The sequence below is a fragment of the Streptomyces collinus genome (assembly GCF_031348265.1).
GTDB classification, from domain to species: domain Bacteria; phylum Actinomycetota; class Actinomycetes; order Streptomycetales; family Streptomycetaceae; genus Streptomyces; species Streptomyces collinus.
The window spans coordinates 1,300,452-1,317,995 of record NZ_CP133771.1; the positions used below are offsets into that span (position 1 = coordinate 1,300,452).

16 protein-coding genes and 1 pseudogene are annotated in these 17,544 nt (G+C 72.4%); 7 read left to right on the forward strand and 10 right to left on the reverse strand.

What is annotated here, in order from left to right; translation table 11 throughout:
- Position 1: 1 nt before the first annotated feature.
- Positions 2-361 (reverse strand): ArsR/SmtB family transcription factor, encoded by a 360-nt coding sequence (locus tag RFN52_RS05785; protein WP_184843242.1) that lies wholly within the window; start codon positions 359-361, stop codon positions 2-4.
- A 63-nt stretch (positions 362-424) separates the two neighbouring features.
- Between RFN52_RS05785 and RFN52_RS05790 the strand changes: the two genes are divergently transcribed.
- Positions 425-1,489 (forward strand): cation diffusion facilitator family transporter, encoded by a 1,065-nt coding sequence (locus RFN52_RS05790; RefSeq protein WP_184843245.1) that lies wholly within the window; start codon positions 425-427, stop codon positions 1,487-1,489.
- A gap of 1 nt (position 1,490) precedes the next feature.
- On the opposite strand, the gene RFN52_RS05795 is transcribed toward RFN52_RS05790, so the two are convergent.
- Together RFN52_RS05795 and RFN52_RS05800 are read right to left on the reverse strand one after the other, a co-directional pair.
- Positions 1,491-2,048: a YbaK/EbsC family protein gene (locus RFN52_RS05795; RefSeq protein WP_184843248.1), complete on the reverse strand. Its 558-nt coding sequence runs from the start codon at positions 2,046-2,048 to the stop codon at positions 1,491-1,493.
- A gap of 43 nt (positions 2,049-2,091) precedes the next feature.
- The gene (locus RFN52_RS05800) at positions 2,092-2,664 is read right to left on the reverse strand and encodes a helix-turn-helix domain-containing protein (RefSeq protein ID WP_184843251.1); all 573 of its coding nucleotides are present in this window, start codon (positions 2,662-2,664) and stop codon (positions 2,092-2,094) included.
- 97 nt (positions 2,665-2,761) lie between these two features.
- Between RFN52_RS05800 and RFN52_RS05805 the strand changes: the two genes are divergently transcribed.
- Positions 2,762-3,619, forward strand: coding sequence for a DMT family transporter (locus RFN52_RS05805; RefSeq protein ID WP_184843254.1), 858 nt, complete (start codon positions 2,762-2,764; stop codon positions 3,617-3,619).
- A gap of 8 nt (positions 3,620-3,627) precedes the next feature.
- On the opposite strand, the gene RFN52_RS05810 is transcribed toward RFN52_RS05805, so the two are convergent.
- Entirely contained in the window at positions 3,628-4,425 is a 798-nt protein-coding gene (locus RFN52_RS05810) for an acyltransferase (RefSeq protein ID WP_184843257.1), read from the reverse strand.
- A 110-nt stretch (positions 4,426-4,535) separates the two neighbouring features.
- Here RFN52_RS05810 and RFN52_RS05815 point away from each other — a divergent pair, with 110 nt between their 5' ends.
- Both RFN52_RS05815 and RFN52_RS05820 read left to right on the forward strand, forming a co-directional pair.
- Entirely contained in the window at positions 4,536-5,063 is a 528-nt protein-coding gene (locus RFN52_RS05815; RefSeq protein ID WP_184843260.1) for a gamma carbonic anhydrase family protein, read from the forward strand.
- Positions 5,064-5,182: 119 nt separating this feature from the next.
- Positions 5,183-6,027 (forward strand): IS5 family transposase gene (locus RFN52_RS05820; RefSeq protein ID WP_374050152.1). Its coding sequence is split into 2 segments (ribosomal slippage): positions 5,183-5,513 and positions 5,513-6,027, totalling 846 coding nucleotides; the frame shifts between segments, so codons are not numbered across the junction.
- Between the two features lie 15 nt (positions 6,028-6,042).
- Here the strand turns inward: RFN52_RS05820 and RFN52_RS05825 are convergent.
- The 3 genes from RFN52_RS05825 to RFN52_RS05835 form a co-directional block, all read right to left on the reverse strand.
- Positions 6,043-6,681, reverse strand: coding sequence for a DedA family protein (locus RFN52_RS05825; protein WP_184843264.1), 639 nt, complete (start codon positions 6,679-6,681; stop codon positions 6,043-6,045).
- A 72-nt stretch (positions 6,682-6,753) separates the two neighbouring features.
- Positions 6,754-9,150, reverse strand: coding sequence for a phosphoketolase family protein (locus RFN52_RS05830; RefSeq protein ID WP_184843267.1), 2,397 nt, complete (start codon positions 9,148-9,150; stop codon positions 6,754-6,756).
- 338 nt (positions 9,151-9,488) lie between these two features.
- Entirely contained in the window at positions 9,489-11,348 is a 1,860-nt protein-coding gene (locus tag RFN52_RS05835) for an RICIN domain-containing protein (protein WP_374050153.1), read from the reverse strand.
- A gap of 356 nt (positions 11,349-11,704) precedes the next feature.
- Here RFN52_RS05835 and RFN52_RS05840 point away from each other — a divergent pair.
- Positions 11,705-12,357 (forward strand): annotated as a pseudogene (locus tag RFN52_RS05840) (UTP--glucose-1-phosphate uridylyltransferase); the annotation flags it as partial.
- Between the two features lie 115 nt (positions 12,358-12,472).
- Here the strand turns inward: RFN52_RS05840 and RFN52_RS05845 are convergent.
- Positions 12,473-12,925 carry a DUF4442 domain-containing protein gene (locus tag RFN52_RS05845; protein WP_184843270.1) on the reverse strand — a complete coding sequence of 151 codons (453 nt, stop codon included), beginning with the start codon at positions 12,923-12,925 and terminating at the stop codon, positions 12,473-12,475.
- 159 nt (positions 12,926-13,084) lie between these two features.
- On the opposite strand from RFN52_RS05845, the gene RFN52_RS05850 reads away from it, so the two are divergent.
- Positions 13,085-14,098, forward strand: coding sequence for a DUF8017 domain-containing protein (locus tag RFN52_RS05850; RefSeq protein WP_184843273.1), 1,014 nt, complete (start codon positions 13,085-13,087; stop codon positions 14,096-14,098).
- A gap of 158 nt (positions 14,099-14,256) precedes the next feature.
- Here RFN52_RS05850 and RFN52_RS05855 read toward each other — a convergent pair whose 3' ends face one another.
- Positions 14,257-15,102, reverse strand: coding sequence for a spermidine synthase (locus RFN52_RS05855; RefSeq protein ID WP_184843275.1), 846 nt, complete (start codon positions 15,100-15,102; stop codon positions 14,257-14,259).
- A 111-nt stretch (positions 15,103-15,213) separates the two neighbouring features.
- Entirely contained in the window at positions 15,214-16,383 is a 1,170-nt protein-coding gene (tuf, locus tag RFN52_RS05860; RefSeq protein WP_184843278.1) for an elongation factor Tu, read from the reverse strand.
- 352 nt (positions 16,384-16,735) lie between these two features.
- On the opposite strand from tuf, the gene RFN52_RS05865 reads away from it, so the two are divergent.
- Positions 16,736-17,527, forward strand: coding sequence for a TVP38/TMEM64 family protein (locus tag RFN52_RS05865; protein ID WP_184843281.1), 792 nt, complete (start codon positions 16,736-16,738; stop codon positions 17,525-17,527).
- Positions 17,528-17,544: the final 17 nt, after the last annotated feature.

A 17,544-nucleotide genomic window follows, 5' to 3' on the forward strand; every position in this document is an offset into this window, starting at 1 on the left:
CTCAGTCGTGCGGCGGGCGGTCGCTGAGGCGGTGGTCGGCCACGTTCAGCGCCTCGTCGACGAGCCGGCGCAGATGGCCGTCGCGGAGTGAGTAGATCACCCGGCGGCCCTCCTTGCGCGTGCTCACCAGGCCCGCGAGGCGCAGTCGCGCCAGATGCTGGCTGACGGCCGGTCTGGCCGCCCCACAGGCCTCCGTCAGCGTCGTGACGTCGGACTCTCCCCCGGTCAGCGCGTGCAGCAGGGCGAGACGGGTGCGGTCGCCGAGCAGGGCGAGGAGCTCCGCGGCGAGGGCCAGCTGGTCCTCGCCGGGGCTGCGCGGATGCGCATCATGCGCAGATGACAGGTGCATGCGTGCGCTCATACGCACATAATGGCGCCCGGTCACGGGTACGTCCACTCTCGCGCGCACCGGAAGGGGATCCACGTGAGCGACCGGCACGAGCACTCGCACGACCACACACCCGCACACGAACACGGGCACGGTCACGAACACGGGCACCGGCACGGCCTGCGCCATCGCCTGGGTCACCTCTTCGCCCCGCACTCCCACGAGACGGCCGACAAGGTCGACTCCGCCCTGGAGTCCTCGGCCCGCGGCATGCGGGCGCTCTGGGTCTCGCTCGCCGTCCTCGGTGCCACGGCGCTCGCCCAGGCCGCCGTGGTGGCCGTCTCAGGGTCGGTGGCCTTGCTCGGGGACACGGTGCACAACACCGCGGACGCGCTGACCGCCGTCCCGCTCGGGATCGCCTTCGTGCTGGGCCGGCGCGCGGCCACGCGCCGTTTCACCTACGGCTACGGGCGGGCCGAGGACCTGGCCGGTCTCGTGATCGTGCTGACGATCGCGGCGTCCGCGGCCTTCGCGGGCTGGACGGCCGTGGACCGGCTGCTGGATCCACGCCCGGTCCAGCACATCCCGGTGGTCGCCGTGGCCGCCCTCGTCGGCTTCGCGGGCAACGAGTGGGTGGCCCGCTACCGCATGCGCGTCGGCCGTTCGATCGGATCGGCGGCGCTGGTCGCCGACGGGCTGCACGCCCGTACCGACGGCTTCACCTCACTGGCCGTGCTGCTGGGCGCCGGAGGCTCCGCCCTCGGGTGGCAACTGGCGGACCCGGTCGTCGGGCTGCTGATCACCGCGGCGATCGCACTGGTGCTGCGGGACGCGGCCCGGGAGGTGTTCCGCCGGGTGCTCGACGCCGTCGACCCGGCCCTGGTGGACCGGGCCGAGCGGGCGCTGACCGAGGTGCCCGGGGTGCGCGGGGTCGGTGAGCTGCGGATGCGCTGGATCGGTCACCGGCTGCGCGCCGAGGTGGCGGTCGTGGTGGACGGTGACGCGACGGTGCGCGAGGCCCACCGCATCGCCGTGGACGCCGAGCACGCCCTGCTGCACGCGGTACCGCGCCTGACCGCGGCCCTGGTCCACGCGGATCCGGAACCGGCCCCGGGCGAGAGCGACCCCCATCTCCCCCTGGCCCACCACATCGCGGCGTAGCTCAGGAGACCCCGAGCCCCTCCAGCACCACTGCGCCCGGCAGTTCCGCGAACGCCTTGCCCGGAACCAGCAGCTTGCCGCGCCGCCGGCCACTGCCGACGAGCACGTACGGCAGGTCGACGACGGCCGCGTCCACCAGGACGGGCCAGCCGTCCGGCAGGCCGAGCGGGGTGATGCCGCCGTACTCCATGCCGGTCTCGCCGGTGGCCGTGTCCATGGAGGCGAAGGAGGCCTTGCGGGCACCGAGCTGCCGGCGCACCACGCCGTTGACGTCGACCCGGGTGGTGGACAGCACGACGCACGCGGCGAGTGTGGATTCGCCGCCCCGCTTGCCCGCGACGACCACGCAGTTCGCCGACCGCTCCAGCAGGTCCTGCCCGTAGTGCTGCACGAAGGTGGCGGTGTCGGCCCACTCCGGGTCGGTGTCGACGTAGACGATCTGCTCGGCCGGGACGCTGCCCCGCCAGTGGCGTACGGCGTCGGCGACCGGGGCGGTGAGTTCGTCGAGGCAGGCGGGGGCCGGGCGGGCGTTGTCGAAGTGTCCGATGGGTGCGCGCATGGCCGCACGCTAACAACAGCGCGTCGGCGGCGTCCCGGGCGTCTCAGGCCACGGGCGGCACCGAGACGGCCATGACCATCTCCATGGGCTCGTCGCCGGTGTTGCCGTAGGTGTGCGGGACGTTGGCCTCGAAGTGGACGCTGGCGCCCGCGGGCACCCGGTGTTCGACGCCGTCGACGGTGAGGGTCAGTTCGCCCGTCGTGACGTGCAGCAGTTCGGTCGTGCCGGCGGGGTGCGGGTCCGACGGGCTGCTCTCGCCGGGCATGAGCCGCCAGTCCCACATCTCCAGCGGGCCGGGCGCCTCGGTGCCCGCCAGGAGCCGGTTGTAGCTGCCGGCGTCGGTGTGCCACAGCCGTACGGCCTGCTCGGCCGGGACGATGCGGACGTTCGGGCCCTGCTCGTAGTCGAGCAGGGTGGTGATGCTGACGCCGAGTGCGTCGCCGATCTTGACGACGGTACCGAGGCTGGGGTTGGTGCGGGCCTGCTCGATCTGGATGAGCATGCCGCGGCTGACGCCCGCCCGGGCGGCGAGCACGTCCAGGGTGAAGCCGCGCACCGCGCGCCAGTGCTTGACGCTCCGCGCCAGGGACTGGGTCAGCAGGTCGAGGTCCGACACGTTCCGTCCAATATTCTGTATGACACAGTGCAATGTGTTGCACTATGGTGTGGTTGACCTGATCGTTCACTGAACTGTACTGCGAGGTTTCCGCCCCATGACAGCGCTCTTCGCCCTGGCCACCAGCCTGTTGTGGGGGCTGGCCGATTTCGGCGGCGGTCTGCTGACCCGGCGCACACCCGCGCTCACGGTGGTCGTGGTCTCGCAGTCGATCGCGGTGGTGGTGCTCGGCGCCCTCGTGGTGGCGACCGGCGGCTGGAGCGAGGCGGGGCCACAGCTGTGGTTCGCCGTCGCGGCCGGGCTGGTCGGGCCGGTGGCGATGCTCGCCTTCTACAAGGCGCTCGCGCTGGGCCCGATGGGCGTGGTCTCGCCGCTGGGGTCGATCGGTGTGGCCGTGCCGGTCGGGGTGGGCCTCATGCTGGGCGAGCGTCCGGGCCTGCTGCAGCTCGCCGGCATCCTGGTCGCCGTGGCGGGAGTCTGCCTCGCCGGCGGCCCCCAGTTCCGCGGCGCCCCCGTCCAGCGCCAGGCCATCGCCCTGACCCTGCTCGCGGCGTTCGGCTTCGGCGCGGTGATGGCCCTGATCGCCGAGGCGTCGACGACGCTGACCGGGCTGTTCCTCGCCCTGTTCGTGCAGCGGGTGACGAACGTCGCCGCGGGCGGTCTCGCGCTGTTCGTGTCGGTGCGACGCGGCGGGCCCGCCCTCCCGGCGGACGGCTTCCCCTGGCGCACCCTGCCCGCCCTCGCCTTCGTCGGCCTCGCGGACGTCGCCGCGAACGGCACGTACTCGATCGCCGCACAGCACGGCCCGGTGACGGTCGCCGCCGTGCTGGCCTCCCTGTACCCGGTGGTGACGGCCGTGGCCGCGCGGGGCGTGCTGCGTGAACGGCTGCGGGCGGTGCAGGCCGCGGGGGCGGGACTGGCCCTGGTGGGGACGGTGCTGCTGGCGTCGGGCTGACCGGACCGTCAGGAACCCGGCTCCAGCTCCGCGAGTCCGGCCGCCGCCTCCTCGTCCAGCTCGGCCAGCCGCGCCGCCGTCTCCTCGTCCAGGCCGGACAGCGCGCTCAGCTGCTCGGGGGTGACGCCGTCCGGTATCGGCACCGGCGCCGGGGTGCGCAACGGTGGCTGCCAGCCGTCGGCGGGGGTCCAGCGCCGTACGACGCGGGCCGGTGCGCCCGCCACCACACAGTGGTCGGGCACCGCCCCCCGCACGACCGCGCCCGCGGCCACCACCACGTTCCGCCCGATCCGGGCGCCCGGCAGGATCACCGCTCCGGTGCCGATCCAGCAGCCGGGCCCGATCTCCACCGGCTCCATCCGCGGCCACTGCTTGCCGATCGGCTGGTGCGGATCGTCGTAGGAGTGGTTCGTGGACGTGACGTAGACGTACGGGCCGAAGTAGCAGTCGTTGCCGATCGTGACCGTCGTGTCGGCGATGACGTGGCTGCCGCGGCCCAGGACGACGCCGTCGCCGATGCGCAGGATCGGGTCCGGGCCGAGGTCGAGGTCGGGCATCAGGCCGGCGGTGAGGGTGACCTGCTCGCCGATGATGCAGTAGGAGCCGAGGTGGATCCAGGGCTCGCCGAAGACCGTGCCGAGCGGGAAGGCGAGTCTAGTACCTGTTCCCATCGTGCCGAACCGGTAGCGGCCGGGGTGCTCGGCGGTGACGGAGCCCGTGCGCTGCACCCAGGCCCAGCCCACGTGGACGGCGCGCTGCGTGAGGCCCCGCCGCCAGGATGAGAACGTGTTCTTGCGCTTCGGCACGTGCTCACGGTACTCAGCGGTAGCTCCACCCGCGGCGTCGGATGCCTGTGATCTTCGCCCCACCGGGTGGCGTACGGTTTGCGCGTTGTCTACGACGCTGGGAGGCGGACATGGGTCGGCGCGCGATGATCACGGGGATCGGCGGCAGGGAGCCGGAGATCGACGAGACGGCTTTCGTGGCGCCGACGGCGTCGGTGATCGGGGGCGTGACGCTGGGCGCGGGGGCGAGCGTCTGGTACGGAGCCGTGGTGCGCGGCGACGTCGAGGCGATCTCCGTCGGGGCCAGCAGCAACGTCCAGGACAACTGCACCCTCCACGCCGACCCTGGGTTCCCGGTGAGCGTCGGTGAGCGGGTGAGCATCGGGCACAACGCGGTGGTGCACGGGGCGACGGTCGAGGACGACTGTCTGATCGGGATGGGCGCGACGGTGCTGAACGGGGCGGTGATCGGGGCCGGGTCGCTGGTTGCCGCGCAGGCGCTGGTGCCGCAGGGGATGGTGGTGCCGCCCGGTTCGCTGGTGGCGGGTGTGCCCGCGAAGGTCCGGCGGGAGCTGTCGGAGGAGGAGCGGCAGGGCGTCACCCTCAACGGCACGATGTACGCCGAGCTGGCGAAGGCGCATCGGGATGTGCATGCGTAGGTTCTTCGGCGGGTGCGGCATCGTGGGGGCTGGTCGCGCTCACGCGGCGGAGCCGCACATCGATACAGCCCCGCACCCCTAGGCAGTTTCGTTTGGATCAGTCGGTCGTTGGTCCGGGTGTGTCGTTGACTGACCTGCAGTGGGCGCGGATTGAGCCGTTACTCCCGGACCGAACGCCGAAGCGGGGTGGCCGCTGGCGGGACCACCGCGAGGTGATCGACGCGATCGCCTACAAGTTCCAGACCGGAACGCAGTGGGTTCACCTGCCGGAGAAGTACGGCAACTGGCGAGGCGTCTACAACCGGCTGCGGATGTGGGCCGTGGACGGCACCTGGGAGCGGGTGTTCACCGCTTTGGTCGCCCAGGCCGACGCGGACGAGGACCTGAGCTGGGCCGTGTCGGTGGACTCCACCATCGTGCGGGCTCACCAGCACGCGGCCGGGGCGCGCAAAAGGGGGCCCCGGCCGGCGAACCCGCCGACCACGCCATCGGCCGGTCCCGGGGCGGACTGACCACGAAAATCCACCTCGCTGCCGATGCCCGCTGCCGACCTCTGGCGTTCGTTCTCACCGCGGGCCAGGCCGGTGACGCACCCGCTTTCACCGATGTCATGGCCCGCCTGCGCGTTCCTCGTCGGCGAGGACGGCCCCGCACCAGACCGGACCTGGTCCTGGCCGACAAGGCGTACTCCTCCCGCGCGATCCGCGAGCACCTGCGCAAGCGCGGCATCCGGGCAGTGATCCCCGTCCCCGCTGACCAGCACGCACACCGGCTGCGTCGGGGCAGCCGCGGTGGCAGGCCACCGGCATTCGACCGCGAGACTTACAAGCAGCGCAACACCGTCGAGCGGTGCATCAACCGCCTGAAGCAGTGGCGAGGTATCGCCACCCGCTACGAGAAGACCGCCACCATCTACCTGGCCGGACTCCACGTCGCGGGCATCTTCCTCTGGTCCGCCCGGTGATCCAAACGAAACTGCCTAGGGGACCTGTGCTTCTGCCGCTTCCAGGTTCTGGCCCGCCTTCTTCGCCTTGCGCTTGAGCACCAGCATGGACGTGAGGCCCACCAGGACCGCCGCGACCAGGCCGAGCCACGAGAAGCGCTTCAGCCAGGACTCCGCGACGATGCCGACGTAGTAGATGACCGCCGTCGTGCCGCCGGCCCAGAGGATGCCGCCGAGGATGTTGGCGATGAGGAACTTCCAGTACGGCATGCGGAGCACACCGGCGAGGGGGCCGGCGAAGATGCGCAGCAGGGCGACGAAGCGGCCGAAGAAGACCGCCCACATGCCCCACTTCTCGAAGGAGCGCTCGGCGGTGGCGATGTGCCCCTCGCTGAAGTGCTTGGGGAACTTGCCGCCCAGCCAGGCCAGCAGGGGCCGCCCGCCCTTGCGGCCGATCGCGTAGCCGATCGAGTCGCCGATGATCGCACCGGCCGTGGCGCTGGCGCCGAGGACGACGGGGTCGATCTCGCCGTGCTGGGACGCGAGCAGCGCCGAGGAGACGAGGATGATCTCGCCCGGCAGCGGGATGCCCAGGCTCTCCAGGCCGATGACCACTCCCACCAGCGCGTAGACGGCGACGGCGGGTACGGTTTCGAGCCACTCCTGGACGTGCAACGCCGGTTCCTTTCTCTGAGCTTCCCTGCGTGCCCCGGGAAGCCTACCGGCTCTGAAGACGTCCCTCGCGGCTCAGGCGTTCCAGCTCCACTCGGCGACCTCGGGCAGGTCGGTGCCGTGCTCACGGATCCAGGCGTGATGGCGGGTGCGGGCGTCGGCCATCCGCTGGCGTACGGCCGTGGCGCGCACCGCGAGGCCCGGGACGCGGTCGATGACGTCCATGACCAGGCGGTAGCGGTCGAGGTCGTTGCGGACGACCATGTCGAACGGCGTGGTCGTGGTGCCGGCCTCCTTGTAGCCGCGCACGTGCAGGTTCTGATGGCCGGTGCGGCGGTAGGCGAGGCGGTGGATCAGCCACGGATAGCCGTGGTAGGCGAAGATCACCGGCTTGGTCGTGGTGAACAGGCCGTCGTACTCGAAGTCGCTCATGCCGTGCGGGTGCTCCCCCTGGGGCAGCAGCCGGGCGAGGTCGACGACGTTGACGACCCGGACGGACAGCTCGGGCAGGTACCGGCGGAGCAGGTGCGCGGCGGCCAGCGTCTCCTGGGTCGGGACGTCACCGGCGCAGGCCAGCACGACGTCGGGCTCGGCGCCGTCCTCGGTGCCCGCCCACTCCCAGATGCCGGCGCCGCGGGCGCAGTGCACCCGGGCCTCCTCGTTCGACAGCCAGTCGAAGCAGGGCTGCTTGCCGGCCACGATGACGTTGACGTAGTCGCGGCTGCGCAGGGCGTGGTCGGCCACCGACAGCAGGGTGTTGGCGTCCGGCGGGAGGTAGACGCGGACGACCTCGGGGCTCTTGTTGAGGACGTGGTCGACGAAGCCGGGGTCCTGGTGGGAGAAGCCGTTGTGGTCCTGCCGCCACACATGGGAGGTCAGCAGGTAGTTCAGGGAGGAGATGGGGGCCCGCCAGGGCAGCCTGCGGGAGGTGCGCAGCCACTTGATGTGCTGGTTGACCATGGAGTCGACGATGTGCACGAACGCTTCGTAGCAGGAGAACAGCCCGTGCCGGCCGGTGAGCAGGTAGCCCTCCAGCCAGCCCTGGCACAGGTGCTCGGAGAGGATCTCCATCACCCGGCCGTGCCGGTCCAGGTGCTCGTCCACGGGCAGGGTCCCGGCCTGCCAGGCCTTGCCGCTCGCGCCGTAGACGGCCTGGAGGCGGTTGGAGGCGGTCTCGTCGGGCCCGACCAGGCGGAAGTCGCGGCGGTCGGCGGTGTCGCGCATGACCCGGGCGAGAAGGTCGCCGAGGACCCGGGTGGGTTCGTGCGTCGTCGTGCCGGGCTTGTCGACGGGGACGGCGAAGTCGTCCAGGGACGGGATCGGCAGGTCGCGGACGAGCAGTCCGCCGTTGGCGTGCGGGGTGGCGCCGAGCCGCCTGGTGTCGTCGGGGACGCAGGCGAGGACGTCCGCGACGGGGCGGCCCTCGGCGTCGAACAGTTCCTCGGGCCGGTACGAGCGCAGCCAGGACTCCAGCTGCCGCAGGTGCTCGGGGTTGTCGCGGACGCCGGACAGCGGCACCTGGTGGGCGCGCCACGTACCCTCGACCGGTTCGCCGTCGACCTCGGCCGGGCCGGTCCAGCCCTTGGGGGTGCGCAGTACGATCACCGGCCAGTGCGGGCGCTCGGTCGCGCCGTCCTCGCGGGCGGCGCGCTGTGCGGCGGCGATGCGGTCGAGCGCGGTGTCCATGGCCGCGGCCATCGCGCGGTGGACGGTGGCCGGTTCGTCGCCGGCGACATGGATCGGCTCGTGTCCGTAGCCGCGCAGCAGCGCGTCGAGTTCCTCCTCCGGGATCCGGGCCAGCACGGTCGGATTGGCGATCTTGTAGCCGTTGAGGTGCAGGATCGGCAGGACGGCACCGTCGTGGACGGGGTCGAGGAACTTGTTGGCGTGCCAGGACCCGGCGAGCGGCCCGGTCTCCGCCTCGCCGTCGCCGATCACGCAGGCCACCAGCAGGTCCGGGTTGTCGAGGGCGGCGCCGTAGGCGTGGGCGAGGGAGTAGCCGAGTTCGCCGCCCTCGTGGATCGAGCCGGGCACTTCCGGGGCGACGTGGCTGGGCACACCGCCGGGGAAGGAGAACTGCCGCATCAGCAGTTCCATGCCCTCGGCGTCCCGGGAGGCGTCCGGGTACTTCTCGCTGTAGCTGCCCTCCAGCCAGGAGTTGGCGAGGACCGACGGCCCGCCGTGGCCCGGGCCCCAGATGCACAGGGCGTCCAGCTCGCGTGCCCTGATCACACGGTTGAGGTGCGTGTACACCAGGTTCAGCCCGGGTGAGGTGCCCCAGTGGCCCAGCAGCCGCGGCTTGATGTGCTCCGGCCGCAGCGGCTCGGTGAGCAGGGGGTTGGCCAGCAGATAGATCTGACCGGCCGCCAGGTAGTTGGCGGCCCGCCAGTGGGCGTCCAGCGTGCGCAGTTCCTCGTCGGTCGGGGCGGTCGGGCTGTCGGTCCTGCTGTCCTGGCGCGGGGCCTCGGGCATGAGTGACTCCCTGGGGTTCTGCGGGCTGCCTCAGGAGGAGTACCAGTTTGTTCCGGTTCGATGCCAGGCGCCTCTCGGCCATGCCGGTCGCACCGCCGGGCGTGAACAGCCCACCCGTGCGTCGTCAGCGTGAGCAGCCGGTGTCCTCGCAGCACCACGCCGCGCCCCGGGGGGCGCCCGGGCGGAGTGTCCGCGCAGCACTGCGCCGCACCCCAGGGCACGCCCGGGCGCATTGTCTTCGCAGCACTCCGCCGCACCCCAGGAGACTCCCCGGCGCAGCGTCCTCGCACCACTGCGCGCCCCCAGGAGACTCCCGGGCGGGCGGCCCCCGGTCCGTTCTACGGCAGGGCGCCGGAGTGGAGTGCCGTCACCACGTCGGTCACCGCCGCGGTCGCGGGACCGAGGACGTCGGCGCCGGGCCGCCGGCCGGTGTCGCCGGCCTCGGGTTCGGCTTCCTCGCAGCAGCCCACGGGCGCGACCCGCGTCTCGTACCGCTCCTGGGTCGGTGCCCCCGACCCGCCGCGCGGTGGTTCGGGCCGCTGCCCGGGCGGGGTCTCGCCGTACGGGCGCTGCCCGCGCTCCTCGCGGCTCTCGCGCGGTGCGTCCTCGGCCCGCTTCCGCCGGGGCTCCTCCGGGCCGCCGATGGCGTCCGGCGGTTCCACCGTCCAGCGTTGCGCCGCGGAGCCGTCGCGACCGGTGACGGTCACGTCCCGGCCCTTGCCCGGGGCGAGGGCCAGTCCCCTGCCGCCGCGCGGCAGCAGTTCGCCGCGCACGGTCAGGTCGTAGCGGACGACTCCGGCGTGCACCAGGCAGCCGGCCAGGACGACCGAGCCCTCGGCGGGGTCGGAACCGAGGCACAGGGTGGGGTCGGCGCCGCTGCGCAGGACGCCGTCCTCCTGGTACGACCACTGCTGGGACCCGCCCGTTGAGCAGGCGGTCAGCACGATGCGGGCCTCGGCCCGGGCCCGGCCGCCTTGGACGTCGAGGCACAGGCCGTCGTCGAGGTTGCGCAGGCGCCCCCGGGCCACTTCCGCGGAGCTGCCGGCGGAGGCGGCCGACGGGGCGCCGGCGCCGGCCGACGAGGACCCGTCGGACGAGGCGGCCGTGGAGTCCGGTTCCCCGGGGGCGGATTCCGCGCCGTCCGGGGCGACGGAGTGACCGCTGACCGCGCCCCAGGTGGCCCGTGGGCCGGCGGTGCCGCTCTCCTCGGTCCAGCCCCGGGCGGTGAGCAGGGTCGCCAGCAGCACGAGGGAGGTCACCCCGATCGCGGCGGCCAGTGCCTTGGTGTGCCTCCTCGGCGACAGGGACCGGCCGGTCGCCGGGTCGGCCCGGGGCCGGAAGCGGTGCCGTCCGCCGGCGGGCAGGGCGCTCCGGCCCTCGTCGCGGCCCTGTCGTGACGCGAGGTAGCGGCGGGCGCCCCAGCCGAGCACCGTCTCCACGAGCAGGTCTTCCAGACCGCCCTCGAAATGGCTGAGCTGTTCAGCGGCGTGACGGCAGTAGCGGCATGCCATGAGATGCCGCTGCACATCCGGCAGCAGGGCCCCGCCGCGGCGCATCGGAACGTCCAGCAGGCGGTTGTAGTAGCGGCATTCCTGCGACGGTGCGAGTTCCCGGTGCGCCCGTACGCATCCCGACCTGAATTGCTCGCGCGCCTGCATCAGTGCGGCCGAAGCCGTGGCGGCGTCCACTCCCAGCAGACCGGCCGGTACGGATATGGGCTCGGCCTCGACCTCCGTGTGCCACAGCAGGCATTGGGACGCACCCGGAAGGCCCCGGAAAGCGCGCTCCGCGAGGCGTCGCCTTTCGGGTGTGCCGGAGCGGGCGGCGCGCAGGCCGCGGGCGCCGACGGTTTTGCGGAGTTCCGGCAGTACTCCGGAAATGCCGTCGTCGGCGGCCCACTTCCCGACCGTCTCCCGGACGCTCCTGAGCAGCCGCGGACGCAGGGCGCCACCGCCCGGCCGGGCCAGTTCCTCGCGGAAGGCGGCGGCTGCCGCCATCGCCGCGGAATCCTGAGAGGACGCCAGGCAGATCACGGCGTACTCGTAGACCGAGCGCCAGTGCCGCGCCAGCAACAGCGCGACGGCGCGCGGTGCTTCGGCGGGTTCACCGACCCGGGCGAGAAGATTGCGGTCGGACTCCGCGGGCCCCGCTCCGGGTCGTGGCGGGTACGGCGGGCGTGGGGGGTTGGGGGATTGCACGGAACCATTTCCTTCCAGCCGCAGAACGGCAGGCGAATTGCGCGTCCGTCGGAAAGCAGGTGCGTGATTGGTGCATACCTGTGCCGCGTCAAACGGCGGACCCGGCTGTGAGGTGGCTCACTTTCGCACATACGACTCACTGGTAACAAGGAGTTCGCATGACCCGAGTTCAAAACGCGGGAATTTCAGATACGTTACCGACGGTATCCGCACCGGCTTTCGAAAACGAGGCCGTCGGGGGCCACAAGTTGTGTGCGCGCAAAGGCGGTTGGTACACGAAATCTCCAACTCCGCAGCGCGCCCCCATCCGGCTCCCGGCGGGCTCTCAGCTCCGCCCGTCGGCATGGGCCGCATGAGACCACTTCGACCGTGCCTTCGAGCTGGAGCAGGCTTCGCGGCCAGGGGTGACACCGTGCGGCCGGCCGCGGTGCGCGACCCGGCGCAGCCGGCGAGCATCCACCACATGCGGCAGGGCGAGCCGCTCAGCCTGGGCCACTCTGTGCTGTGCGCCCGCCGTCATGTCGGCGACCAGCCTTTCGCGGTCCTCCGCGGCCACGACCTGATCGACCCTCGCGAGACTCTGCCGAGCCGGATGCTCGACGTCCGCGACCGATGGCCCGGCAGCGTGCTCGCCCTGACGGAGGTCCCGCCCGAGCGGATCCACCGCTACGGCTGCGCCGCCGTCGAACCGACCGGCGAGGAGGACGTCGTCCGCGTCACGGGCCTGGTCGAGGAGCCGGCCCCGCAGAACGCACCGAACCGCTACGCCCTCATCGGCCGCCACGTCCTCGACCCGGACGTCTTCACCGCCCTGGAGCGCACCCCGCCCGGCCAGGGCGGCGAGAACCAGCCGGCCGCCGCCCCGTGGGAGCCGGCCGCGGGCGGCACCGTGCACGGGGTCGTCTTCGAGGATCTGCGTCACGACACCGGCGACAGGGCCGGCCATCTGCGCACGGTGAGCAGGCAGGCCTGCCAACGTCCCGGCCTGGGGCCGGAGTTCGCGACATGACTCAGAGGCTCCCCCGGGGAGCTGGACGGCGCGCGCCCCGGGCACCGGGACGTGGCGGCCCGACATGCGAAAGCCCCGGCACCCGGCCGGGGTCCCCGCACACGCGACAGCCCGGTCAGCTGTTGGGCCGCAGGGTCCACACCACGGTCATCTCGCCGGTGACGGCACCGTCGGCCCGCTGAAGGGCGATGGCCACCGGGAACTCGGGGCGCTCACCGGCGTCCAGCTGGGCGACGACCTCGGCGGCCGGGCGGCCGAGGGTGGCCGTGGCGGTGACGGCGCCCATCGCCAGCTTCTTGTAGGAGATCTCGGCGCTGACGGCGAGCGGCACGGCGCGCGAGAGCTGGTCCCCGAACGCGGCCAGCACGATCGCCCCGCTGGCGGACTCGCCGAGCGTGAACATCGCACCGGCGTGCGGGCCGCCCACGTGGTTGTGGTACTCGGCCTGGTCCGGCAGCGACAGCACCGCCCGCTCCGGCGAGGTCTCCAGGAACTGGAGGTTCAGGGTCCGGGCCATGGGCACCGTGGCGGCGAGCATCTCGCCGATGGACATCTGGTCTGCGCTCATGGCCGCATGTTACTCACGAGTAGAGACGGCTGACCAGGCCGTGTGACGACCGCCGCACCGGTCCGCACGACATCCCCACCGTCCGCTCCCCGGGTTGCTACGTCTCCGTCCACGGGCAGTGACCGAATCGTGTCCGGGGCACGGCTAGGGTGACTGCTCATGTGGCCAGGACAGCAGCCGCCCGGGGGCGAGCAGAACCCGCAGGCGAACAACCCGTACCAGCAGCCGGGGTACCAGCAGCCGAATCCGTACCAGCAGCCGGGGTACCAGCAGCAGCCCGGCCCCTATGGGCAGCAGCCGCAGTGGGGCACCCCCGCGCCGGCCGGGGCGCCGCAGCCCCCGCAGGGCGGTGGCGGCGGCAACCGGACGAAACTGGTCGCGCTCATCGCTGCCACCGCGGTGGTCGTCGCGGCCGGTGTCACCGGCTTCCTGGTGCTGGGCGGCGACAAGGACGACACCGCGGACGGCGGCAAGAAGGGCAAGAAAGACAAGGCCGCGTCGAGCCCGCCGGCCGAGGAGCCGAGCGCCGGCGCCACCGGCGACAACCCCCGCGGCGGCGAGGCGGCGCAGCCCACGGTCAAGGGCTGGAAGGTCGTCATCAACCCCAAGTGGGGCACCGCCTTCGACGTCCCGGCGGACTGGGAGGTGGCCTCCCCGACCTCGTCCGTCTTCTTCGAGGACGAGAAGTCCGACGACGGCAAGCCGCTGATCCTCATGTCGGCACCGGCGTTCTACAAGTCCGAGTGGTGCACGAGCGACGACGACAAGGACGGCCGGACCGAGAGCGAGTCACTGGCCGGGGCGGGCACCAAGGGCGCCGACGGCGCCAAGGACACCGACGAGGTCGCGGTCAACCAGGTGGCCTGGTGGGTGTACGGCGGCTACACGCAGCCGGACAAGAAGAGCGTCAAGGCCGACGACAAGGCCAAGCCCTACACCACCGCCTCGGGCGTGAAGGGCAGCGTCGCCTGGGCGCACTCGGAGGACACGCCGGACAAGGGCAAGTGCGCGAGCGACGGCAAGGCGGTCACGTTCGGCTTCAAGAACTCCGCCGGTGACTTCGTCGCGTGGAGCTTCTTCGGCGCCAAGGGCGTCAAGGGCGAGGTGCCCGAGAAGACCGTCCTGAAGATCCTCAGCACGGTCCGGCTGCATGGCGAGCCGACCGGCGGCTGACCCGGACACGGAACGGGCCCGCCCCCCGCGACGGGGGCGGTCCGGGCTCACCGAAGCATCGCGAGGGGGGATCAGCCCTTCAGGTGCCCGCGGTGGACAGGACCCCGGGAACCGCGCCGCCGGACCACGCCGGTGGCACGCACGGCACCGAGCCTGCCTCAGCCGATGCCGAACGCGCCGTCCGGGGGCACGGGTGACGGCACGGCGTCCGCGTCCCCCACCGGCCGCGCATCGCCGATGAACTCCCGCAGCCCGGCGCCGTGTTCGACCCGGGCCGGGAAGGCGTCGGCGGCGGTGAGCCGGGCGAGGGCCGCGACGTCGACGGGCTGATGCCCGGCGACGAGCACGGCGTTCCCGAACCGCCGTCCCCGCAGGACCCCCGGCTCGGCGATCAGCACGAGTTCCTCGAAGGCGGTGGCCAGGGTGGCGAGTTGCGACCGCAGGAAGGCGAAGGGCGCGGCGTCGGGCAGGTTGGCGAGATAGACCCCGTGTCCCCGCAGCACCCGCGCGGCCTCACGGACGTAGGCGACGGAGGTGAGGTGCGCCGGCACCCGCGACCCGCTGAAGACATCCGCGAGGAGAACGTCCGCCGAGGCCGCCGGAGCGTGCTCCAGCCAGACCCGGGCGTCCGCCGTGTGCAGGGCGATGTCCGCGCCTTCCGGCAGCGGCAGATGCCCGGACACCAGCTCCAGCAGCCCCCGGTCGGCCTCCACGACGTCCTGCCGCGAGCCCGGCCGGGTCACGGCCACGTACCGGGGCAGGGTGAGCGCCCCTCCCCCGAGATGCGCCACGTCCAGCGCCCGCCCCGGCTCGGCCACGACATCCAGCACGTGCCCGAGCCGCCGCGTGTACTCGAACTCCAGATGCGTCGGTTCATCCAGGTCAACGTACGACTGAGGTGCCCCGTCGACGGTCAGCAGCCAGGCCCGTTCCCGATCGACGTCCGGCATGAGCTTGGCGGTGCCGTGATCGGTGGTCCTGGTCACGGGAATGGGATCGTTCACTGCTCCATTGTGCTGTGGGGCGACGCGGTGAAGGGGCGCGGGCCTGTTCCGATAAGCGGCTGCGCCGCGTGGGCGCGACCAGCCCGGTACGGCCCGCGGTCCCCCACGACCTCAGCCCACCACGGTCACGGTCCCCGCCCCGACCGTTCTGCCACCCTCACGGATGGCGAACCCGAGCCCCGCCTCCAACGGCACGTCCCGCCCCAGCTCCACCGTCATCACCACCGTGTCACCGGGCCGGGCCACCGCCGCCTCCCCCAGGTCGACGTCCCCGACCACATCCGCGGTACGGATGTAGAACTGCGGCCGGTACCCGCTGGAGAGAGCCGTCGTACGACCGCCCTCACGCGCGGACAAGACGTACACCTGCGCGGTGAACCGGCGACTCGGCACGACACTCCCCGGCGCCGCGACGACGTGCCCCCGCCGGACGGCGTCCCGCGGAACGCCCCGCAGCAGCATGGCCACGTTGTCCCCGGCCTGCGCCTCGTCCATCGGCTTGCCGAAGGTCTCCAGGCCCGTGACCACCGTCTCGACGGAAGCCCCGAGCACCTCGACCCGGTCACCGACCCGCACCACACCCCGCTCGACGGCCCCGGTCACCACGGTCCCCCGCCCGGTGATGGTCAGCACGTTCTCCACCGACAGCAGGAACGGAGCGTCCAGATACCGCTCCGGCATGGGCACGTACGTGTCCACCGCGTCGAGCAGCGCCTCGATCGACGCCGTCCAGCGCGGGTCCCCCTCCAGCGCCTTCAGACCGGAGACGCGTACGACGGGTACGGAGTCGCCGCCGTAGCCGTGCGCGGTGAGCAGGTCGCGGACCTCCAGCTCGACCAGGTCGGTCAGCTCCTCGTCCCCCGCGTCGGCCTTGTTGAGGGCGACCACGATGTGGTCGACGCCCACCTGCCGGGCGAGCAGGACGTGTTCGGCGGTCTGCGGCATGATCCCGTCGAGCGCGGAGACGACGAGGATCGCCCCGTCGAGCTGGGCGGCGCCGGTGACCATGTTCTTGACGTAGTCGGCGTGGCCCGGCATGTCGACGTGCGCGTAGTGCCGGGTGTCGGTCTCGTACTCGACGTGCGCGATGTTGATGGTGATGCCGCGCGCCGCCTCCTCGGGCGCCCGGTCGATCCGGTCGAACGGCACGAACGCGCCGCTGCCGCGGTCGGCGAGGACCTTGGTGATGGCGGCCGTCAACGTGGTCTTGCCGTGGTCGACATGACCCATCGTGCCGATGTTGAGATGCGGTTTCGTACGGATGTAGGCCGTTTTGGACATGGCGGTACCTCGAAGCGTGTGATCGGCGAAGAAGAAGTGGGACCCCGAGTGCCTGCCCGACCCTCCCCTTGCGGGGTCCGCCGGACGAACCGGAGAGGGTCAGCTTCGGGCGCCGTCCATGACGGCCGTGAGATCGGCGACGGCAGCCTTCGGGGCATCCGTGACCACGGATGCTGCGAGGGTGAAGGCGTGCCGGAACATGTCGTCGATCATTGCCGACGCTTTACCGCACGTCGAATGGTTTTAGGTTGCCTGCGCACGAGGCTGCACGCCCCGTTGCGCACGCCGGCCTGTGACGCTCGTGAGACGAACCATACGGCGATCACACACATTTGTCGGTTAGTGTCACCGGATGCTCGATGCCACCACCCGCTCTGGGGGCACCGCCACGGCCTCTCCCCGGGCCACCGCCGCGGAGCTCGCCGTCGCCGTTCCCCCGGCAACGAACGCCTCGACCGCCGTACCGACCCGTTTCGCCGCCCGCTGCACGAGAGTTCTGCTGTCCCCGTGGTCGCGGCTGTCCCTGCTCGTCGCTCTGCTCGGCGCGGGCGCCTGCGGCGTGCTGCTGTTCGAGCCGCAGCGGCTGCTGACGGAGGGCTGGCCGCCGCAGCTCGGCGGTGCCGCGGCAGCGGCGGTGTTCGCGGTGGCGTACGGCGTGTGCACCGTGGCGTTCGTGCCGAGGCCACTGCTGAACCTGGCGGCGGGCGCCCTGTTCGGTTCGCAGCTCGGCCTCGGCGTGGCCCTGGCGGGCACGGTGCTGGGCGCCGGGATCGCCTTCTGCCTGGGCCGGGCGCTGGGGCAGGACGCCCTGCGCCCGCTGCTGCGGGGGCGCTGGCTGAAGGCCGCGGACGGCCAGCTCAGCCGGCACGGCTTCCGTTCGATGCTGGCGGTGCGGCTGTTCCCGGGTGTGCCGTTCTGGGCCGCGAACTACTGCGCCTCCGTCTCCCGCATGGGCCTGCTGCCGTTCCTGCTGGCCACGGGCCTCGGCTCGATCCCGAACACCGCCGCCTACGCCGTCGCGGGCGCCCGTGCCTCCACCCCGACCTCGCCCGCCTTCCTGATCGCCCTGGCGTGCATCGCCCTGCCCGCGCTGGCGGGCGTGGTGGTGGCCTGGCGCAAGCGGCACCAGCTGCGCCGCCTCTGACGCCCTGTCACACCTGC

Bases quoted from the DNA above. Each gene is read 5' to 3' on its own strand.
- RFN52_RS05830 (WP_184843267.1), bottom strand. From the start codon at position 9,150: ATGCCCGAGGCCCCGCGCCAGGACAGCAGGACCGACAGCCCGACCGCC.
- RFN52_RS05795 (WP_184843248.1), bottom strand. From the start codon at position 2,048: ATGCGCGCACCCATCGGACACTTCGACAACGCCCGCCCGGCCCCCGCC.
- RFN52_RS05865 (WP_184843281.1), top strand. From the start codon at position 16,736: ATGCTCGATGCCACCACCCGCTCTGGGGGCACCGCCACGGCCTCTCCC.
- RFN52_RS05845 (WP_184843270.1), bottom strand. From the start codon at position 12,925: ATGAGCGCAGACCAGATGTCCATCGGCGAGATGCTCGCCGCCACGGTG.
- RFN52_RS05815 (WP_184843260.1), top strand. From the start codon at position 4,536: ATGGGTCGGCGCGCGATGATCACGGGGATCGGCGGCAGGGAGCCGGAG.
- RFN52_RS05805 (WP_184843254.1), top strand. From the start codon at position 2,762: ATGACAGCGCTCTTCGCCCTGGCCACCAGCCTGTTGTGGGGGCTGGCC.
- tuf (WP_184843278.1), bottom strand. From the start codon at position 16,383: ATGTCCAAAACGGCCTACATCCGTACGAAACCGCATCTCAACATCGGC.
- RFN52_RS05850 (WP_184843273.1), top strand. From the start codon at position 13,085: ATGTGGCCAGGACAGCAGCCGCCCGGGGGCGAGCAGAACCCGCAGGCG.
- RFN52_RS05785 (WP_184843242.1), bottom strand. From the start codon at position 361: ATGAGCGCACGCATGCACCTGTCATCTGCGCATGATGCGCATCCGCGC.